The 19,915-nt window shown below is 35.0% G+C and carries 20 protein-coding genes; 7 read left to right on the forward strand and 13 right to left on the reverse strand.

What is annotated here, in order from left to right; all coding sequences use genetic code 11:
• Positions 1 to 20 precede the first annotated feature (20 nt).
• From QWY92_RS06725 to hemA, 11 genes are all read right to left on the reverse strand, one after another.
• A complete protein-coding gene (locus QWY92_RS06725; RefSeq protein WP_290269587.1) occupies positions 21 to 1,310 on the reverse strand; it encodes a serine hydrolase domain-containing protein in 1,290 nt (429 codons plus the stop codon).
• Positions 1,311 to 1,333: 23 nt separating this feature from the next.
• Positions 1,334 to 2,323 (reverse strand): porphobilinogen synthase, encoded by a 990-nt coding sequence (hemB, locus tag QWY92_RS06730; RefSeq protein WP_290269590.1) that lies wholly within the window; start codon positions 2,321 to 2,323, stop codon positions 1,334 to 1,336.
• Positions 2,324 to 2,333: 10 nt separating this feature from the next.
• The gene (locus QWY92_RS06735) at positions 2,334 to 2,720 is read right to left on the reverse strand and encodes a YchJ family protein (protein ID WP_290269592.1); all 387 of its coding nucleotides are present in this window, start codon (positions 2,718 to 2,720) and stop codon (positions 2,334 to 2,336) included.
• 24 nt (positions 2,721 to 2,744) lie between these two features.
• Positions 2,745 to 3,647, reverse strand: coding sequence for an oxygen-dependent coproporphyrinogen oxidase (hemF, locus tag QWY92_RS06740; protein WP_290269594.1), 903 nt, complete (start codon positions 3,645 to 3,647; stop codon positions 2,745 to 2,747).
• 9 nt (positions 3,648 to 3,656) lie between these two features.
• A complete protein-coding gene (locus QWY92_RS06745) occupies positions 3,657 to 4,199 on the reverse strand; it encodes a GNAT family N-acetyltransferase (protein ID WP_290269595.1) in 543 nt (180 codons plus the stop codon).
• Positions 4,189 to 4,944 carry an EI24 domain-containing protein gene (locus QWY92_RS06750; RefSeq protein ID WP_290269598.1) on the reverse strand — a complete coding sequence of 252 codons (756 nt, stop codon included), beginning with the start codon at positions 4,942 to 4,944 and terminating at the stop codon, positions 4,189 to 4,191. The genes QWY92_RS06745 and QWY92_RS06750 overlap by 11 nt, the downstream gene beginning before the upstream one ends.
• A 159-nt stretch (positions 4,945 to 5,103) precedes the next feature.
• Entirely contained in the window at positions 5,104 to 6,129 is a 1,026-nt protein-coding gene (hemE, locus tag QWY92_RS06755) for a uroporphyrinogen decarboxylase (protein ID WP_042504416.1), read from the reverse strand.
• 1 nt (position 6,130) lies between these two features.
• On the reverse strand, positions 6,131 to 6,847 hold the full coding sequence (locus tag QWY92_RS06760; protein ID WP_290269603.1) for a potassium channel family protein: 717 nt from the start codon (positions 6,845 to 6,847) through the stop codon (positions 6,131 to 6,133).
• A gap of 33 nt (positions 6,848 to 6,880) precedes the next feature.
• Positions 6,881 to 8,632: a TrkH family potassium uptake protein gene (locus QWY92_RS06765; protein WP_290269605.1), complete on the reverse strand. Its 1,752-nt coding sequence runs from the start codon at positions 8,630 to 8,632 to the stop codon at positions 6,881 to 6,883.
• 43 nt (positions 8,633 to 8,675) lie between these two features.
• Positions 8,676 to 10,250, reverse strand: a complete 1,575-nt coding sequence (gene hemC, locus QWY92_RS06770; protein ID WP_290269607.1) for a hydroxymethylbilane synthase — start codon at positions 10,248 to 10,250, stop codon at positions 8,676 to 8,678.
• Complete coding sequence (gene hemA, locus QWY92_RS06775; protein ID WP_290269609.1) at positions 10,243 to 11,505, reverse strand: glutamyl-tRNA reductase; 1,263 nt, start codon at positions 11,503 to 11,505, stop codon at positions 10,243 to 10,245. The genes hemC and hemA overlap by 8 nt, the downstream gene beginning before the upstream one ends.
• 184 nt (positions 11,506 to 11,689) lie before the next feature.
• Here hemA and QWY92_RS06780 point away from each other — a divergent pair, with 184 nt between their 5' ends.
• Genes QWY92_RS06780 through QWY92_RS06800 form a run of 5 tightly spaced genes read left to right on the forward strand, consistent with a single transcriptional unit; the run spans position 11,690 to position 15,114 of the window.
• A complete protein-coding gene (locus QWY92_RS06780) occupies positions 11,690 to 12,595 on the forward strand; it encodes a helix-turn-helix transcriptional regulator (protein WP_290269611.1) in 906 nt (301 codons plus the stop codon).
• A 52-nt stretch (positions 12,596 to 12,647) separates the two neighbouring features.
• Complete coding sequence (locus tag QWY92_RS06785) at positions 12,648 to 12,812, forward strand: hypothetical protein (RefSeq protein ID WP_290269613.1); 165 nt, start codon at positions 12,648 to 12,650, stop codon at positions 12,810 to 12,812.
• Positions 12,809 to 13,513 (forward strand): ThuA domain-containing protein, encoded by a 705-nt coding sequence (locus QWY92_RS06790; protein ID WP_290269615.1) that lies wholly within the window; start codon positions 12,809 to 12,811, stop codon positions 13,511 to 13,513. Before QWY92_RS06785 ends, QWY92_RS06790 begins: the two co-directional genes overlap by 4 nt.
• Positions 13,514 to 13,527: 14 nt before the next feature.
• Positions 13,528 to 14,562, forward strand: a complete 1,035-nt coding sequence (gene hemH, locus QWY92_RS06795) for a ferrochelatase (RefSeq protein ID WP_290269617.1) — start codon at positions 13,528 to 13,530, stop codon at positions 14,560 to 14,562.
• A 3-nt stretch (positions 14,563 to 14,565) separates the two neighbouring features.
• The gene (locus tag QWY92_RS06800; protein ID WP_290269618.1) at positions 14,566 to 15,114 is read left to right on the forward strand and encodes a CopD family protein; all 549 of its coding nucleotides are present in this window, start codon (positions 14,566 to 14,568) and stop codon (positions 15,112 to 15,114) included.
• A 236-nt stretch (positions 15,115 to 15,350) separates the two neighbouring features.
• Here QWY92_RS06800 and QWY92_RS06805 read toward each other — a convergent pair whose 3' ends face one another.
• Positions 15,351 to 15,875 (reverse strand): SixA phosphatase family protein, encoded by a 525-nt coding sequence (locus QWY92_RS06805; RefSeq protein ID WP_290269620.1) that lies wholly within the window; start codon positions 15,873 to 15,875, stop codon positions 15,351 to 15,353.
• Between the two features lie 191 nt (positions 15,876 to 16,066).
• Between QWY92_RS06805 and QWY92_RS06810 the strand changes: the two genes are divergently transcribed.
• Positions 16,067 to 16,540, forward strand: coding sequence for a putative signal transducing protein (locus tag QWY92_RS06810; RefSeq protein WP_290269623.1), 474 nt, complete (start codon positions 16,067 to 16,069; stop codon positions 16,538 to 16,540).
• Here the strand turns inward: QWY92_RS06810 and QWY92_RS06815 are convergent.
• A complete protein-coding gene (locus QWY92_RS06815) occupies positions 16,504 to 18,012 on the reverse strand; it encodes an aminotransferase-like domain-containing protein (protein ID WP_290269625.1) in 1,509 nt (502 codons plus the stop codon). The two genes, QWY92_RS06810 and QWY92_RS06815, sit on opposite strands and share 37 nt — an antisense overlap.
• A 71-nt stretch (positions 18,013 to 18,083) precedes the next feature.
• Between QWY92_RS06815 and QWY92_RS06820 the strand changes: the two genes are divergently transcribed.
• Complete coding sequence (locus QWY92_RS06820) at positions 18,084 to 19,904, forward strand: TonB-dependent receptor plug domain-containing protein (RefSeq protein WP_290269627.1); 1,821 nt, start codon at positions 18,084 to 18,086, stop codon at positions 19,902 to 19,904.
• Positions 19,905 to 19,915: the final 11 nt, after the last annotated feature.

Here is a 19,915-nt window from a genome sequence, read left to right on the forward strand (position 1 = left end):
GTATAAAAAGAAATATAGGGCTATTCTGTTCTTGTTGCTTCGTAAAAGGTTTGTTGTAAATGAATTCTAATATTATGGTCGTATATATTTCTATTTTCTCTAGTTGGATATACTCTATTTGATAGAAAAATAAAGATCATATCATTTACGGGATCTGCCCAAATAAAAGTGCCTGTAAAACCTGAGTGTCCAAAACTTTGTGGACTAACACTTGGCGCTGGGTAGGCCGCTTTCAAACTTAAAGTATCGTTGCCTTGCAAGGGTTTATCAAAGCCTAAACCTCTACGATTATTGTTTTCTGGATATTGAATTTGCGTAAAAGTATCAACCGTTTCAGGCTTTAGAAACTGCTTGTTATTGTATTGTCCTTTTTGGAGCAGCATTTGCATGTATTTTGCCAAATCTAAAGCGGTACCAAATAAGCCCGCATTTCCGGAAATACCTCCTAAAAGTCCCGCATTTTCATCATGAACCCAGCCTTTAACTAAGGTTTTTCTAAATATTGAATCGTATTCCGTTGGAACGATGTTGTTTTTAAAGTTTTTGTTCGAAGGAAGATAGCCTAATGTTTCACTGCCTAGAGGCTTATAAAATTCATTTTGAAGATACTCAGTATACGATTGCTGAGTTAAATTTTCAATAATCTCCGGATAAATTAATGATGCTAACCCGGAGTAGTTATAAACTTTTTCATTGGAGACTTTAGATCGATTAATTTGTCTGAATACTTTATTTTTGAAACGGTTTTTAATAAAAATACCGTCGTACATTTTATTCGAAAAACGTTTGCTAGTCTCCGTTTTAACAAATCGATTTTTAATCTTTCCTTTTTTTGTAACACTGTTTAAAAAAATAATGTAGGGCTTCATGCCAGATTGATGCGCCAATAACTCTCGAAGTGTTATGTGTTTCTTATCTTTTTTATGTTTCCAAGGTTTCCAGTAATGACTAAATGGTTTGTCTAAATCGAGCTTACCTTCTTCGTAAAGTTTCATTAAAGCAGGGAGCGGACCAACTATTTTAGTAACCGAAGCTAAATCATAAATATCATTTAAATTAACTTTATTAATGCTGTCATAGGTATGATAACCAAAAGCCTTATGAAAAATGATTTTGCCATTTTTAGCCACCAAAAGTTGAGCGCCAGGAAAGGCGTATTCTTTAATGCTCGATTGCATTATTGAATCTACTTTTGTTTGGATAAAATCGGTATTTAATCCTACTGATTCTGGCGTATCATATTCTAATTGCGCCCAAACTAAAGGCGATATGAAAAGAACAGAAATAATAAATAATAGACTTTTAAACAAGATATAACTTCATTTTTTAAGGTTTACGAAATCAATTTAACAACATCTTTGGCAAAGTAACTTGCGATAATATCGGCACCCGCACGTTTAAAAGCTATGGTGGTTTCCATCATAACTTGGTCGTGATTTAACCAACCTTTTTCGGCAGCAGCTTTAATCATAGCGTATTCACCAGAAACTTGATACACAGCTATAGGAACGTCGACTTCATTTTTTATGTCGCGTAAAATATCAAGGTAAGATAAGCCTGGTTTTACCATAACAATATCGGCACCTTCGTCGATATCCATTAAAGTTTCGCGAATGGCTTCTATTCTATTTCCGCAATCCATTTGATAAGTTTTTTTATCTTTTGGCACATCAACCAAATCAACCGGGGCAGAATCTAAAGCATCACGAAAAGGCCCATAAAAAGCCGATGCATATTTTGCTGAATAACTCATAATTCCGGTGTTTTTAAAGCCTTCGTTTTCTAATAATTGACGAATTTGTAACGTTCTGCCATCATTCATATCACTAGGCGCTACAAAATCGGCACCTGCTTGTGCGTGTGTTAAAGCCATTTGCGATAATACTGCAGCCGACTCGTCGTTTATTATCATACCATTTTGTACAATGCCATCATGTCCAAAAGATGAATAAGGATCTAGCGCAACATCCGTCATCACTAGCATATCCGGGCAAACGTTTTTTATGGTTTTAATGGCACGTTGCATTAATCCGTTTGGGTTTAAAGCCTCAGTACCTTTATTGTCTTTTAAGTTATCTGGTACTTTTACAAAAAGTAAAACCGATTTTAATCCTAGACTCCAAAGTTCTTTTATTTCACCTTCTAGCAGGTCTAAACTGTAGCGAAAGTAATTAGGCATTGATGCAATTTCATCTTTGATACCTTTGCCTTCAACCACAAAAAGTGGTACTAAAAAATCGTTTGGTGTTATTGTGGTTTCGCGAACTAAACTTCTGATAGCTTCATTAGTTCTCAGTCTTCTATTTCTTCTAAGTGGGTACATAATATATGTTTTATTTACTTAGGCCTAAATAAGCCCAGTGGTTATTTTCTTTTATAAATGCTGATTTTTCGTGGATGACTTCTACTTGTCCATTTTCGAAAAAATAAGCGTTAAAGGTTACAGTGCCTTTAGTGTCGTTTTCTTGTCCTTCGGAAGTTTCTAAGATTTCCAATTTTATCCATTGCACCGATTTTGCCCAGTTTACAATAGATTTTTTTTCTTTTGTTGGGCGCGTAGATGTGTGGTGACTTTCCATCAAATAATCGCCGTTTGCTAGCACAAAAGCACTGTAGCGCGAACGCATAAGTTGTTCGGCTGTTTTGGCTTCAGCTTTATTTTTATGTGCTTTTTCACAGCAATCGGAATAGGTTTTTAAATTTCCGCAGTGGCAATTCATGGTTTTTTCTGAATTTAGACTAAATTAAACCCAATCTACCGGCTTTTGTAAAACTTCTATTAGCTTTTCTTCTTCGCTTCCTGCTTCTGGCTCGTGGTTGTAAACCCATTGCACATGTGGAGGTAAACTCATTAAAATACTTTCTATACGTCCGTTGGTTTTTAGTCCAAAAAGGGTGCCTTTATCATGTACTAAATTGAATTCTACGTAACGACCACGACGAATTTCTTGCCAATTACGTTGAGCTTCAGTATATGATAAATCTTTACGTTTTTCAACAATGGGTACATAAGCTTCAAGGAAACTATCACCGACTTCGGTAACAAAATTGTACCAGTTTTCCATACTCATGTCTTCGGTAGCTTTACAGTAATCGAAAAATAAACCACCTAAACCGCGACCTTCATTGCGATGTGCATTGTAGAAATATTCATCGCAACGGGCTTTATATTTTGGATAAAATTCTGGATTATGTTTATCGCAAGCGGTTTTACACGTTTGATGAAAATGTTTAGCATCATCTTCAAATAGATAATATGGCGTTAAATCTTGTCCGCCACCAAACCAACTTCCTACTATTTCTCCTGTTTTATCGTACATTTCAAAATAGCGCCAATTGGCGTGAACGGTTGGCACCATGGGATTTGTTGGGTGTAAAACTAAACTTAATCCGCAGGCGAAAAAATCGACATCGCCTACTTTAAAATAGTCTTGCATAGATTTTGGTAACTTGCCATGTACACCAGAAATATTTACACCTCCTTTTTCAAAAACATTTCCATTTTCAATCACACGTGTGCGTCCGCCGCCACCTTCTGGACGTTCCCAAATATCTTCTTGAAAACGCGCTTTGCCATCTACGGCTTCCAGTTTTGAGGTAATTTGATCTTGAAGGGTTTCTATATATTTATAAAACTTATTTTTCATTTTTTTTACTTATTCAATTTCATGATACAGTTCGTAAAGTTCCATGTCTAGTGGGGCTTCACCTGGTGGTGTATGTTCGTTTTCTAACGTTTTTATCCAAATAAAATTGTTGTTTTTGGCAACAGAAACACTAGCTAAATTGTCTTTATGAACAATAATTTGAAGTGTTTTTAATGCTAAGCTGTCAAAAGCATAATCGGATAATACTTTAATGGCGTTTGTGGTGACGCCTTGTCCTTCAAATTGGTAGCCGATGCAGTAAGCAAATTCGCCTTGTTTTTTAGTCCAATCAAGGTCTTTAATATAAACTAACCCCGCAATTTGGTTAGATCCTTTTTCTTTTATGGTGAATAAAAATGCTTCTTTTTGGTTGAAGGATTTTACCATTTTTTCAACAAAAAAACCAGATAAACCTGGCGCTAAGTTTTGACGTAGCGTTTTTGGGAAATAGCGTTTTAGTCGATCTTCGTTAGCTACAGCAAAGTTGCATAAAGGCCAAGCATCACTAATTTTAATAGGTTCGATATGGTAATCTTTAAAACTAAGCTGCATCTGGTTTGTTGTTTAGTGGTAAAGCGTGAACCGTTTTTACGGTTGCTGCAGTTACCGATAGTGGCAGCACTAAAATAACACCAATAATTGGAATTAATAAAAAGAGCATAAAAACAATACCGTTACCAATGGCAATCCCTCGGTTCTGTCTAACAAAAATTAAGCTCTCTTTGTATTTAAAGTGGCGTTCTAGGGTGTAATCCATATTTCCTGCACCGGCGTAATAGGCTTGTGTTAAAAATAATAAAACGCTTGAAATAATTCCAATTACAGGAATAAACCCGAGAATTAAAATGGGTATGGTGAGTAATAATTCCATAGTAAGATTTCTAAGGTTGAAGCGGATGCCGCGCCAAAGTTGTTCTTGGAATGTGGTGTTTCGGTGTATTTTATTGTGGTTGTTGAGTAAATGGGCTTCAATTTTTTCGGAAACCGGACTCATGAATGGCGCTGATAATGCCATGATGATGTGCTTAAAAAGAATTAGGCCGATGACAATGATAAATAGTCCGCCAATAAAATTACTGATGCTTGTAAAGGCGTCTTTACCCCAATCCCAAATCCAGATTTTGGCTATAAAATGCCCGATATTATCAGATAACCCATAAGCTGAACCGAAAATAACGACAGCGGTTATCACGCTTATAAGCATGGGAATAGTAAAATATTTCCAGAGTTTTAGTTTTGATATTAAACTGAAAGCCCCAAAGTAGGCTTTAATTCCTGAAATTATATTTTTAATCATAGCGTTACTCTTGCGTTAGCGATTGAACGGTCTGTTTGAGCTCCCTGACCTTTTCGGGAAGGAGCGAGTAGTAAAAGCGCGACCTACTTTTTTACAGCCTATAAGTAGCTGTTAAAGCTAAAAAGTTACTTAAAAAAGTAGGTAACGCCCAAAAAAAACTTAAACTTTATACTCTTTAACGGCATCGATAAATGCGCGTGCATTTTCTATTGGGATGTTTGGTAGAATACCGTGCCCGAGGTTAACGATGTATTTGTCTTTGCCGAATTCGTTAATCATTTGATGTACCATTTTCTTGATTTCTGCTGGTGGCGAAAATAAGCGCGTTGGGTCGAAATTACCTTGAAGGGTGATGTTTCCACCGGTTAAATAACGAGCATTTCTAGCCGAGCACGTCCAATCTACACCCAAAGCTGCAGCACCAGAATTGGCCATTTCGTTTAGAGCGAACCAACAACCTTTACCGAAAGCGATGACTGGAGTTTCGTCTTTAAGAGCGTCGATGATTTGTTGGATATATTGCCAAGAAAATTCTTGATAATCTACTGGAGAAAGCATGCCTCCCCAAGAATCGAAAACTTGTACAGCATTAACACCAGCTTTTACTTTTTCTTTTAAGTAAGCGATGGTGGTGTCTGTAATTTTTTGCAATAAATTATGAGCGGCAACTGGATTTGTAAAACAAAATTCTTTGGCTTTATCGAAGTTTTTAGAGCCTTGACCTTGTACGCAATAGCACAAGATAGTCCATGGTGAACCTGCAAAACCGATAAGCGGAATGTCGTCGTTAAGTTTTTCTTTGGTGGCTTTTATGGCTTGGTAAACATAGTCTAGAGCCACGGTAACGTCGGGAACAATAACGTTATCGACGTCTTTTTGCGAACGGATTGGGTTTGGCAAATAGGGACCGAAATTAGGTTTCATTTGCACTTCAATGTTCATGGCTTGTGGAATGACTAAAATATCGCTAAACAAAATGGCGGCATCCATACCAAAACGACGGATGGGTTGCACGGTGATTTCGCTGGCTAATTCCGGTGTTTGGCAGCGTGTAAAGAAATCGTATTTGGCTTTAATTTCCATAAATTCTGGTAAATATCGGCCGGCTTGGCGCATCATCCAAACGGGTGGGCGCTCTACAGTTTCGCCTTTTAAGGCTCTTAGAAATAGATCGTTTTTTATCATATTAAATGTTTTTGTTTCTGAGGTCGTATTCTTCTTGTCCGGCACAGTAACTTTCTATGTCTTTGTTGTTGCCATAAACGACTAAAATATCGTTTTCGAGCACCAAGGTTTCAGAGTTTACACGACCAATACTTGCTTTAATTATACTTTTTTTTCCTAAAATATTACGTTTTTCCGTAGTACGGATAATGGTAATTAAGGTCAGGTGAAATTTATTAGTGGTATCGAGTTCTTTTAATGTTTTTCCGAAGAAATCGGGTTTAGCTTTGACTTCAGAAATGGTGAAATTGTCGTCTAGTTGATAGTTTTCTAAAGTAGATTTAAAATTAATTTGCTTGGTTAATCGGTTTGCCGAATCTTGCTCCGGATGAATAATACTGTGCACGCCCATGGCTTCTAAAATGGTATCGTGAATAGGTGAAAGTGCACGGCTAATTATTTTTACATCGGATAGTTTTTTTACAATAGCGGTGGTAATTATAGCGGCGCCTTCATTTTCGCCAATGGCCACAACAACTTTGTCGGCATCTTTTAAAGGTACGGCGTTATAGGCTAATTCGTTGGTAGAATCCATACAGATGGCGTGAGAAACTTGGTCTTTTACCAAATTAATTTTATCCATTTGCTTGTCTATAGCAATCACTTCGTTGCCTGTTTCGGTGAGGCTTAATGCTAAGGCATTTCCGAAGTTTCCGAGTCCGATAACGATTATTTTCATCTGTATTAATTATTAAATTACTTGTAAAACGCTTTAGTTAATTAAAATATTTTCTTTTGGATACTCATAAAATTGATGATTTATTTGGCGTAATAAACCAATCATTAAATTGAGCATACCAATACGGCCAATAAACATAACGGCTATAATAACGTATTTACTTGCTTCGGTTAAAGTTGGGGTGAAATTCAAACTTAAACCTACGGTACTATATGCTGAAAAACACTCGAAAACTACGGTTAGTAGGGGTGTGTTTTTAGGTTCAAAAATAAGTAAAGCCATGATTGAAATACCAATAACAATAAGCGAAATGCATAAAATAGCAAAGGCTCTAGATGTGGATTCAGCAGAAATACGTTTTCCGAAAATTTCAATACGACTTTTTCCTCGGGCCACCGAAAAAACATTTAGTGTTGCCAATGCAAAGGTACTGGTTTTTATACCACCACCGGTTGATGCTGGTGAAGCACCTATCCACATTAAAAATATGATGAATAATAAGGATGGTAGCGTCATTTGGCTGTAATCTATAACGTTAAAACCTGCTGTTCTAGGGCTTACCGAATTAAACGCAGCATTGGTGAGCTTACCTACTATAGTGGTATGCTCTAGCATGGTGTTGTTGTATTCTGAAATGAAAAAAAATACCCAGCCTACAAAAAGTAAAATAGAGGTGGTGTAAATTACAATTTTAGTATTTAGTGTTATTATAGGCCTGCGTTTATGGATTGAATGACTTGTGAATGTTTCTAAAACTAATATCTTTATTTTTTGATAGAAGTTGAAAATAATATTATGTCCTAAACCGCCAATAATAATGAGTAGCATAATAATCCATTGAAAACCATAGTTGAAACGGATGCTTTCTTCAAATAAACCTGAAGGTAAAATGGAGAAACCGGCGTTACAAAATGCCGAAATAGAATGAAACACAGAAAAGAAGAGTTTGTCTTTTATAACCACATCATCGAGTACTGAAAAGTAAATGAATAACGCACCAATAAGTTCTAAAGTAACCGTAAAAATAACCACGTTTAAAGCTGCACGAAAAACATCTTTTAAGCCTTCTTGAGCAATAAAATCTTTAGTGTTTAAACCTTCTTTAAAAGAAGAACTTCCTCTAAAGAAAAACGCAAAAAAGGACGTAAATGTTAGTATGCCTAAACCACCTAGTTGAATTAAAACTAAAATAATGGTTTGCCCAATAATGGTGAAATCCTGACTCGTATCTAAAACGGCTAAACCTGTAACACATGACGCACTAGTAGCTGTAAATAGAGCGTTTGTGAAAGTAATACCATGAGTAGTTGCGCTAGGAAGCATGAGTAAAAAAGCGCCTAAAATGGCTAAAATAAAAAAGCTACCTACAAATACAATGGCGGGATTAAAATAAACCTCGTAAATGTAACGTACAAAAACCAGAAGCCTCAATAGGAAATATAAAATAAGACCTAATTCTAGTATGGGTTTTACTTTTTGTAATATATAGTGGTAGTCGTTATGGTTATGCACCACAGCAACCACTGTAGAAATAGCTAATAAAAGTGAGATAATTACAATGTTAACCAGTGCCACATTTTTGTTGGTGCGGTACTTGTAAACAAAAAGCTTAACGGTGTTAAAAATCAGTAATAAAAGCGATAATGTAATTAGCCCAAAAACGTGTGGCGAGGTGTAATTATCGGCATGATCGAAACCTAAATCAAAAACAATAAAAAATAATACGATAATATCGAAAAAACGATAAATGTAATTAAGTAGCGATTGTTTTTTTAATCTAGACATTTTAAATCATACCGGTTTAATTTGGTATAAATGCGTATTGATATTAAATGTAGTGCTCGTTCACTAATTCAATCACACTTTCTACAGTTGGCACTTTGGCTACCCGAACATCTTTAAAATGCTTTTTAGCTTCATTTGCAGTGGTTTCACCAATACAAAACGCAATAAGGTCTTTATTGTTTTTTTGAGTGAAACTTTCAACAGTAGATGGACTGTAAAACATAACTGCTTCAACAGTATCTGTAACTTTTACGCCATCGTATTTGGTTTGATAAGCTTCAATTTCGGTAACTTCAATATTGTTTTCAGCTAGAATAGTTGGTAAAGCATCTAATCTAATATCGCTACAGAAATATGTTACTGCGCTACCTTCCATAAACTCTACTAAATATTCAGCAAGTTTTTTAGCGTTCTTTTCGGTGTGTGTCACTTTTCCAATACGGTTTTCAACTAAACGTTTGGTTCTACGACCTACACAATAAATATTTTTAAACTGTAATTCTATAGCCGAGTAGTTTGTGGTAAGTGATTCTACAGTATTTTGGCTAGTGATAATTACATTCTGAATTTCGTTTTTTAAGAATCTTGGGTGAATACGGTTTAAGTTTATTTTTACCACATCGGTACTTTCTGAAACTACCTTTTGGTGAAACAATAAACGTTGATCTTCCGTTAAGGCTTTTGTAGAATATACATTAGTTTTCCTATCGGAATTTTTAATTTTATCCATTAAACGTTTTCCACCACGTTCAATAACAAAATCGGCGCAATACTGAGCAATATCATTGTGCTCTCCAAGTTTTTTAACACGAGAAACATCAATGCGTTTGGTACCATCAGGACTTAATAAAACACCTGTAAAGGTTATTTCTTCGTCTTTTATAACGGCTAAAGCACCAATAGGAGCCGAACAGCCACCTTCTAATTTATTTAAAAACTCGCGTTCAATCGTGGTGCAAATTTCAGTTTCTTTGTCGTTTAATTCTGCACAAATAGCTATCGTTTCTTCATCTTCTTCCAAAGCTGTAATCATAATAGCGCCTTGCGCTGGAGCAGGTACCATCCAGTCTAAATTAATAGCTTCTTCTGGTCTAACTCCAATACGTCCAATACCGGCAGCAGCAAAAATAGCACCATTCCAATCGCTATCTTCAAGCTTTTGTAAACGGGAATTTACGTTACCTCTTATTTCGGTGATGGTATGTGTTGGAAAACGGTTAAGCCATTGAGCACGGCGGCGTAAACTACCGGTTGCAATTACGGCATCCTTAGATCCTAAAAATTCTTCATTATCTTTAAATACTAAAGTATCCTTTACATTACCACGTTTTATAACGGCGGCTTGTACAATACCTTTCGGTAAGAGTGTTGGCACGTCTTTTAAGGAGTGCACAGCAATATCAATATCGTTGTTAAGCATGGCAATATCTAATGTTCGTGTAAAAACACCAGTAATACCTAACTCATAAAGCGGTTTGTCTAAAACTAAATCGCCTGTAGATTTTACAGGAACGAGTTCGCTTTTATGACCTAAATGTTCAAGTTGACTTTGTACTATTTTGGCTTGCCATAGTGCTAATTCACTATCGCGCGTGCCAATTCTTATAATTTTAGACATTTTTTGTAGAAGGTTCTAGTTGGAACACTTTTTTAATAAGTTCAAGACTATCGTCTGTAGAAACGTCATCATCTTTTAAATGATGCGCAAAATGATTGGTTATTTTCTGAATGATATTATTGCTGATTAATGCAGCTTGCGACTCGTTAAAGTCTGACAGTTTTTTACGTTGTGTATCTAATTCTGCCACAGCAAAATCGTTCAGTTTATGTTTTAAAGCTTTAATGGTTGGTGCGAATTTTCTAGTTTCTAACCAACTGTTAAATTCTGCTTTTACTTCTTCTATAATCGCTTCCGCGGAAGGGATATGTAATTTTCGAGCTTCTAATGTTTGGTCGGTTATTTGTGATAAATGATCTAAATGTACCAGTTTAACATGCTCTAGTTCTTCAACATTTTCATCAACATTTTTAGGAATCGATAAGTCTAAAATTAAAAGCGGTTTATTCGATTGAATAATGTGTTTGTCAATCGTTGGGCGTTGTGCACCAGTAGCCACAATTAAAATATCCGATTCGCTTATTTCTTCTTGTAAATTCGAATAATCTTTAACTACTAAATTGAACTTTCCGGCTACTTGTTCGGCCTTCGTTTTAGTTCTATTTATAAGTGTGATGTGTTCGTTTTTAGTATGTTTTACCAGGTTTTCACAAGTATTTCTACCTATTTTTCCTGTTCCGAAGAGTAAAATGTTTTTATTGGTAATATCTTCAACAGCATTAAAAATGTATTGTACCGATGCAAAAGATACCGATGTGGCACCCGATGAGATTTCGGTTTCATTCTTAATACGTTTGCTGGCCTGAATTACGGCATTTATTAAACGCTCTGAAAACGGATTTAATAAACCGTGTTTTCTAGATAGTTTTGCGCTAATTTTTAATTGACTTATAATTTCGAAATCGCCTAGAATTTGGCTGTCTAATCCAGAACCTACACGGAACATGTGGGAAATGGCTTCGTTGTTTTTATAAACGTAAGCTACCTTTTGAAAATCTTCTATGGTGCCGTTTGTGTTGTCACAAAGCAGTTGGATAAGTTGAAATGGGTGTTCTGCAAATCCGTAAATTTCGGTTCTGTTACAAGTAGATGTAACAACTAAGCTTTCTATAGCGTTGGTTTTAGCTTGGTTTAAAAGGGCTAATTTACCTTCTTCACTTAAACTAAAACGACCTCGCATGTCGGCATCGGCTTTTTTGTAACTCAACCCAATGGCGTAGAAGTATTTACTTTTCGAAATGTTATACTTTTGCATACTTAACTAAAAATGTGAAGCAAAAGTATATCTATAGTCCTCTAAAAAATAACGCTCAAAGAACTTTTAGTATCGTTTGTGGTTTTTTAGCGGTGTTTTTTCTGAATATGTAATAAATATCATATTTTTGCACTGAAAGTAATGGGTTTTATCAATAGAATCTAGAACGAATCTAAATAAGATAATGGAAAATACCGCTAAAAGTACGAGTAAAAACACCGCTAAAAGTTCATTTTTAGAAACGGAGGTGGAAGAAGGATTTTTGGTTTTAATGTATAAAAACGATGATATTGAATCGCAAAACATTGTAAAAGATATACATAGTGATTTTATTCAGTTTCATTTTTGTGTTAAAGGTGGTAGTCAGTTTGTTTTTAACGAAGGGCGTTACACGTTAAATATTCTAGAAGAAAACTCATTGTTACTCTATAATCCACAGCGTGATTTACCAATAAATTTAAAAATTGATCCGAATTCGTGGATGGTTTCTATTTTAATTTCAATTAAAAAATTTCACGGCTTATTTTCGCAAGAAGCGGGTTATATCACCTTTTTAAGTGGTGATAATAAAGATAAAAAATATTATAAAGATGGTGTTATTTCGCCATCGATGGCCATTGTTTTAAATCAGCTTATAAATTACAATCTGAATAATTCTATTAAGAATCTTTATTTTAAAGGTAAGGCTTACGAGCTTTTAAGTTTGTACTTTAACCGAAGCGAAGATGCGAATGTAGAACAGTGTCCGTTTTTAGTGGATGAAACGAACGTAATTAAGTTGCGAAAAGCAAAAGATATTATAATTTCAAGAATGGCAGAGCCTCCAAGTTTACAAGAGTTGGCCGATGAAATTGGATTGAATATTAAAAAATTAAAAGAAGGTTTTAAACAAATTTATGGCGATTCGGTTTTTAGTTTTTTATTTGACTATAAAATGGAAGTGGCACGAAAATTATTGGAAGCCGGTAATGATAACGTGAACGAAGTTGGTTTAAAAGTAGGTTACAGTACATCCAGTCATTTTATTTCAGCATTTAAAAAGAAATATGGTACCACGCCTAAAAAATATGTGATGTCGTTAACATCATAATCAAAGCAAAAACGAAACCTATGATATGTTTTTGTGATAAATTAAAAAATATATGAAATATTTAAGCCCAGAAATTGAAGCGCTAGCAAAAAATGTAAGTACAAAATCGTTAGCACGACCTACAACGTCTTGTGGGATTTTTCAAGATTGCGATTATACCGAAACACGACCAAAATTATATCAACAACAACTAACAAATAAACCAAAAACAAAATGAAATCAATTTTAATCGTATTAATCGCCTTCTTCTCATTAACAAGTCATGCCGCCGACCGCGTATTGGTGTTTTCAAAAACAGAAGGATTTCGCCATAAATCTATTGAAACCGGAGTAAAAGCAATTCAAGCTTTGGGTTTAGAAAATAAGTTTAAAGTGACGCATAGCGAAGACTCTAAAGTGTTTTTAGATAAGAAATTGAAGCGCTACGATTTAATCATTTTTCTGAATACCACAGGAGATATTTTAAATTCTGAAGAAGAACAAGCGTTTAAAAAATATATTAATAATGGTGGTAGCTTTTTAGGAGTTCACGCGGCTACCGATACTGAATTTGAATGGGAATGGTACGGGAAATTAGTTGGTGCTTATTTTATAAATCATCCAAAACAGCAACAAGCATCTATGGTAGTAAATGATAGTAAACATCAAGCTACAAAACATTTACCAAGCCCATGGAGTCATTATGATGAATGGTATAATTTTAAAGATATTAGCAGCGATATTCATGTGCTTTTAACTTTAGATGAAAGTAGTTATGAAGGTGGTAAAAACAAAGATTTTCACCCTATAGCTTGGTGCCAAGAATTCGATGGCGGAAAAATGTTTTACACCGGAATGGGACACACCGAAGAATCATATGCAAACCCAGAATTTAGACAACATTTACTTGGCGGTATTTTATACTGTTTAGACAAGTAAAATAAAAATATAACATGAAAAAAGGAATTTTACTCGTCAATTTAGGCTCTCCCGAGAGTCCATCACCAAAAGACGTAAAAAAATATTTAGGTGAATTTTTAATGGACGAGCGTGTTATTGATATTCCGTTTTTGGCGCGAACGGCGTTGGTTAAAGGGATTATTTTAAAAACACGTCCCAAAGCATCGGCGGCAGCTTATCAAAAAATTTGGTGGGATGAAGGGTCTCCTCTAATTGTGTTGTCTGAAAGACTTCAAAAGAAAATTCAAAATGAAGTAGAATACCCTGTGGCACTTGCTATGCGTTATGGTAGTATGACTATTAAAAAAGGTTTGCAAGAATTAGTAGATAAAGGCGTTACCGAAGTTTTGTTGTTTCCGTTATATCCACAATTTGCTATGGCAACTACGGAAACGATAACGGTTTTAGCAGAAGAACTACGGAAGGAATTTTTTCCAAGTTTGAAAATAGAATCGGTACCAGCGTTTTATAACAAACCCGATTATATAGAAGTACTTTCAAATTCAATTAAAAAACATTTGGAAGGAAAAAAATACGATCATGTTTTGTTTTCATATCACGGTGTTCCTGAAAGGCATATTCGTAAAAGTGATATCACTAAATCGCATTGTAAAATCGATAAAAGTTGTTGTAGCACGCCAAGTAAAGCACACGAGTTTTGTTACCGTCATCAATGTATGGAAGTAACGCGATTGGTGGGCGAAAAACTACAATTTACTGAAGGTGAGTTTTCCACATCATTTCAGTCACGTTTAGGTTTCGATCCATGGTTATTGCCTTATACAGACAGAACTATCGAACGTTTAGGTAAAAATGGAGTGAAAAACATGGCTATTATTACGCCTGCATTTGTGAGCGATTGTCTAGAAACTCTTGAGGAAATAGCAATGGAAGGTCAAGAAATTTTTCATGAAATGGGGGGCGAAAATTATACAACCGTACCTTGTTTAAATGATGATGACGAATTTGTTGAGCTGCTTTCTAAGTGGATAAATACTTGGGCTGAAAGCCCGGTGGAAACCAATTAAAACATGGAGTATTACCATTACATCAAATCGTTTCATCTCATTTTTGTAATTACATGGTTTGCAGGATTGTTTTATATCCCGAGGCTTTTTGTATATCAAATTGAGGCGTTTTATAAACCATCGCCTGATAAAGAAATTTTAGGGAAACAATTGAAACTTATGGCTAAGCGTTTGTGGTTTATCATCACTTGGCCATCGGCGATATTAGCGATATTTTTTGCTGTTTGGCTTTTAATTTTACAACCTGAGTGGTTAAAACAACCATGGATGCATGTGAAATTGGTTTTCGTGTTTTTGTTGATTATTTATCATTTAAAAACGCATCAATATTTTAAGCAATTACAAAATGATGTGGTGAAAAAAACGTCCAGTTTTATGCGTATTTGGAACGAAGGCGCTACTTTTATTTTGTTTGCAGTGGTGTTTTTAGTGGTTTTAAAAAGTGCTATCGATTGGGTTTGGGGTGTTATCGGAATTTTTGTTCTAGGAGTTTTACTGATGCTAGGTTTCAAAATCTATAAAAATATTAGAAAGAAAAATCCAGATGCTTAAAAACGTCTGGATTTTGGTTTTTATCATTAAATTTAGAGTGTTTTTTACTTGTTGATGCCAAAATTTATTTTTTGAATAAGCCTCTGTTTACAGGAGTTATGGTGTTTATTTATTCCTTGTAAAAACATAAAATGAAACTTTAAAAAAAGTTCTAAAACACCTGTTCTTGAGGTCTGGATTTCTTCCAAATAAAAAATAGAGATATTGAACTTTCAGGATGATTAACGCAAAGGTTTTTAGTGATTACAAGTAAAAGCTGTGCGTAATATATGAAGTCGTCCAGAATCTTTATGAATAACTACCTGGTAAACGCGATTATAGGTCTTCTCATTAATGGTTTCTAATTTTTCTCCTATTAATAAACCAGCTAATGCTGCTGTGGTATTGCTGTGTCCTACCACTAAGGCGTCCTCGTTACTTTCTAATAATGACTTTGCGAAATCTTTAAGTTTAGACGGATTATATATGTTAACTTCTATTTGTTTTGCTATGGAAGTTGGTTGAGCCGTGCTTTTTGTTCGTGTATAATCTGTGCTGTATATGGCATCGAGCGGTACGTCTTCAAGAAAGTCGCTTAGACTCTCGGCTCTTTGTACACCACATGGAGAAAGCGAAGGGTTTTTTCGGTTATCAGGTGATAGTTCTTTTTCTGCATGCCTAACTAAATATATGGTAAATAGTTCATCATTTTCTTGGGCATTTACAACGTGTTGTAATCCTAATATTGCAAAAACGATTATGATGTAATTTTTAAAACTCATTGTTTTTAGATGTTTGATGGTGGTTGGTGTACGATAATTTCTTATCAGACACAATATATGATTTTTTCAAAAAGGAGGTTTATTGCTGTCGGTATAATTGTGAAAAATAAAAAGTGAGGGATTTCTTTTTAAGTTGTATATTACATGTTATTAGGGTTTAAGCCTTTTTTTAACATGAATAAATTATTAATATGAACGATACTTTTAAAACCATAGCGAGATTTCAGTATTCTGCCGAAGCACAAATTATAAAGGGGCGTTTGGAAGCCGATGGTATTCAGGTTTTTTTATTTGATAATCTAACGATAGATACCGATCCTTTTGTGAGTAATGCTATTGGTGGCGTAAAACTGAAAGTGTTATCCTATCAAGCTGAAGAAGCCGAACATATTTTAAAATCGATAAATAAATTCTCTTTAGATAACGAAGGTAATGCTATAAAATGCCCGAATTGTAAAAGTGAGAAAATTGAAATGTATTCTACAATAAAAGATATTAAGGCGTTTTTTGCCTTTGTATTTGCTTTTGTAACAAATATCCTTACTTCTGCTTTACCAATTTATACCAAGCATAGATATAGGTGCGAAGCTTGTAAAACGGAATTCGATGTAGAAGAAGTTGCTCCTATTTATGTTGTGCCAGATGTTGGTACTACCATGTCATAAGCGGTTTTTAAAGTTTTAATAGCAGTTTCTAATTCTTCTTCGTTGAGCTGTCCAAAACCAAAACGGATAGCGCAAGTATCTTTGTCTTGATAAAGTATTGTTTTTGGAAGAAATAAGTTTAGTTTTTCTGATGCTTCAGCTAATTTTACTAATGAAATTTTATTATTGAATCGCAACCATATCGCTAAGCCACCCGACGGTTTTTCCCAAGTAACAATATTTTTAAAATAAGTTGTTAAGTGTTCGCATAAACAATCGCGCCTTTCCTTATAAGTTATAATGTTTTTTTTAAGGAGTCGGTATATTTCACCTTCATGAATTAATTCGGCAAGTATTTGCTCCTGTATCATGTCGCCTTGCTTGTCTAGTAATTGCAAATAGTTTTTTGCTTCAGAAATTAAACTTTCAGGAGCCACTACAAAACCCGTTTGAAAACTAGGGAATAGTGATTGTCCCAACTTTCCTAAATAAACGACTACGCCATGGGCGTCCGCACTAGCCATAGGTAACATGGCAGAACCGTTATACTGAAAATCGTAATCGTAATCATCTTCAATAATGGCAAATTTGTAGGTTTTTGCTAGTTCTAATAATTTCAATCGACGTTCGGCACTAAGTGTTACTGTGGTTGGGTAATGTCTATGCGCGCAGATGTATATAAAACGTATGCTACCTTTTATAAAATGGGTTTTTATGTAATCGACGTCTAAACCGTTTTCGTCTACTGGAATTGTTTTTATATCGGCACCAGCTTGTTGAAAAATCATGTTTGAGGCGTAGTTGCTTAAGTGCCCAACCAAAACCACGTCTTTAGGTTTTATTAAAAGCTGAGAAACAATATACAAGCTCATTTCTGTACTTCGCGTGCTTATAAGGTTGTTTGGTTTTATATGAAATCCTCTCGTTGCGTTTAGGTAATTGCAGAGTTGGGTTTCAAATTTTGAATAGGATACTGCTGAGGTTTGGTTCCATTTTGAAATTAATGATTTCCGTTTCATAGCGGCACTATACCATCTAGAAAATTCGTGAACCGGATGCAGCGTTAAATCTGGGTTACCATCGTTTATGCTGTATTTAGCTTTTGTTGTTTGTAAAGTAGAGGCGAGATTAAACGAAGGTTGAAAAGGAAAACCAGTGGTTTTTGGATATTGATACACTTGGTCTATTTGGTGAGCTGTGGCCTTAATGCTTGCTGTGGTTTGCTCTGGAACCAAAACAAATGTGCCTTTATTCGGGATGATTTCCACCCAACCCTGAGAAGCTAACTCATCGTAAACCGCGACAACGGTATTTCTATGAATTTTTAAGGTCTGACTTAAAACACGGCTCCCTGGTAATGCAGTGCCTATAGATAAATAGCCACGTTGGATGGCATTTATAAGTTGCTGAGCAATTTGAATATAAACGGGTTGCGCCGTATTTTTTTCAAAATCTATTAACTGTTTTAGTAAATTGTTAACCGGACTATTCATTGTTTTAAAACTGGACTACTTAACTCGTCCGGAAAGTTACGAATTTTGCACCGTTATAAACAAAACATTTTATGAAGACTACATTCGCTTTAACTACTTTTATTTTATGTGCATTTATGTCGCATGCGCAAAAAGAACAGCAAAAACAAGATTTAGATACTATAGTCATAGCGTCGACAAGAATAAACCTTCCGTTTAAGGAAAACTCAAGAACTATAAATATTATTTCTTCGGAAGCTATTAAAAATAGTGCTGCCAATAATATAGCAGATTTGCTGCAACAAGTGGCTGGTGTTGATATTAGAAGACGAGGAACTTCTGGAAGTCAAGCCGATTTATATATCAGAGGTGGTAGTTTCGATCAAACCCTTTTACTTATCGATGGTATTAAAATGGACGATGCACAAACAGGGCATCATACCCTGAATGCCGCATTACCTATAGAAGTTATTGAGCGTATTGAAATTATTAAGGGGCCTGCTGCACGCGTGTTTGGACAAAATGCTTTTAATGGTGCAATTAATATTGTAACTAAAAATAAAATAGACAATACGGTGTCGGTTAAATTAGAAACCGGTTCGTTTGGTCAGTTAAACGGTGGTGTTACTGTGGGCACAGATTTAGAAAATTCATCGCATATTGTGCATGTGGATAAAATGACTTCAGCTGGTTATCGTCACAATACCGATTATGATAATAGCAACTATTTTCTGAAAAGTGTATTCAATAAGAAGAAAAAAGCTATTGAAATGATTGCGACTTTCCAAGAACGTAAGTTTGGTGCAAACGGTTTTTATGCTAGAGAAAGTGCTACAGAGCAATATGAAGAAACACAAAATAGCTTAATAGGATTTTCTACACAGTTTAAAACAGAAAACCTAACAATTAAGCCACGGGTGTATTGGAAACGTAATCAAGATGAATATGTTTACTTAAGAGATGATCCAACTGTTTACAGAAACTTACATATTACTAATAAAATGGGTGCGGAGGTTAATGCGTCTTACGAATCTGTAGTAGGTGTTACTGGTTTTGGTGTCGATATTTCTAAGGTTTACCTTAAAAGTAATAATCTAGGAGACCGAAATAGATTTATGACCACACTTTTTCTAGAACACAAATTCAAGGTGTTTAATGATAAATTGGATATTACGCCTGGTGTTGCGGTGACTTATTTTTCAGATTTCGATTTTTATGCTTTTCCTGGTTTAGATGTTGGCTATAAAATAAGCGACGCGGTGAAAGCTTACGCAAATATTGGTTATACATATAGAACACCAACCTATACCGATTTGTTTTATAATGACTCAAGTACAGCTGGAAACCCAGATTTAGAGGTTGAAGAAGCTTTTGCTCAAGAAATTGGAATTAAATATTTTTCGCCAAGGTTTACAGGTTCAGTTGCGGTTTATAATAGAGATGCGCAAAATTTAATTGATTTTATTCGTCCAAACACTACGGAAGCCATTTATACAGCAACAAATATTGCAGAGGTTAATACCAAAGGTTTTGAAGTTGATGCGGCTTATAATTTCAAACTAAATAGCTTTAATCAAACACTAGCAGTGGGGTATAATTTTTTAGAAGATGATATTTTAAATCAGAATAAAGAATTATCGCGTTACTCATTAAATACATTAAAACACCATTTTTCAACACGTTTAAGTACACAGTTATTTAAAAATGTAAGTCAGAATATTATTTACAAACATGCAGAGCGTACCACAGGCGATAGTTATAATGTTTGGGATGCCTCGTTAATTGTGAATGTAAAACAGTTCGAGTTTACTCTTACGGCAAGTAATATTTTTAATGCCGATTATATTGAAGCTGGTTTTGTGCCTATGCCACCGAGTAATGTGTTATTTGGTTTGCGATATAGCTTAAATTAATTAAATATTTT

It is taken from the genome of Algibacter miyuki, assembly GCF_030409805.1.
GTDB lineage: Bacteria > Bacteroidota > Bacteroidia > Flavobacteriales > Flavobacteriaceae > Algibacter > Algibacter miyuki.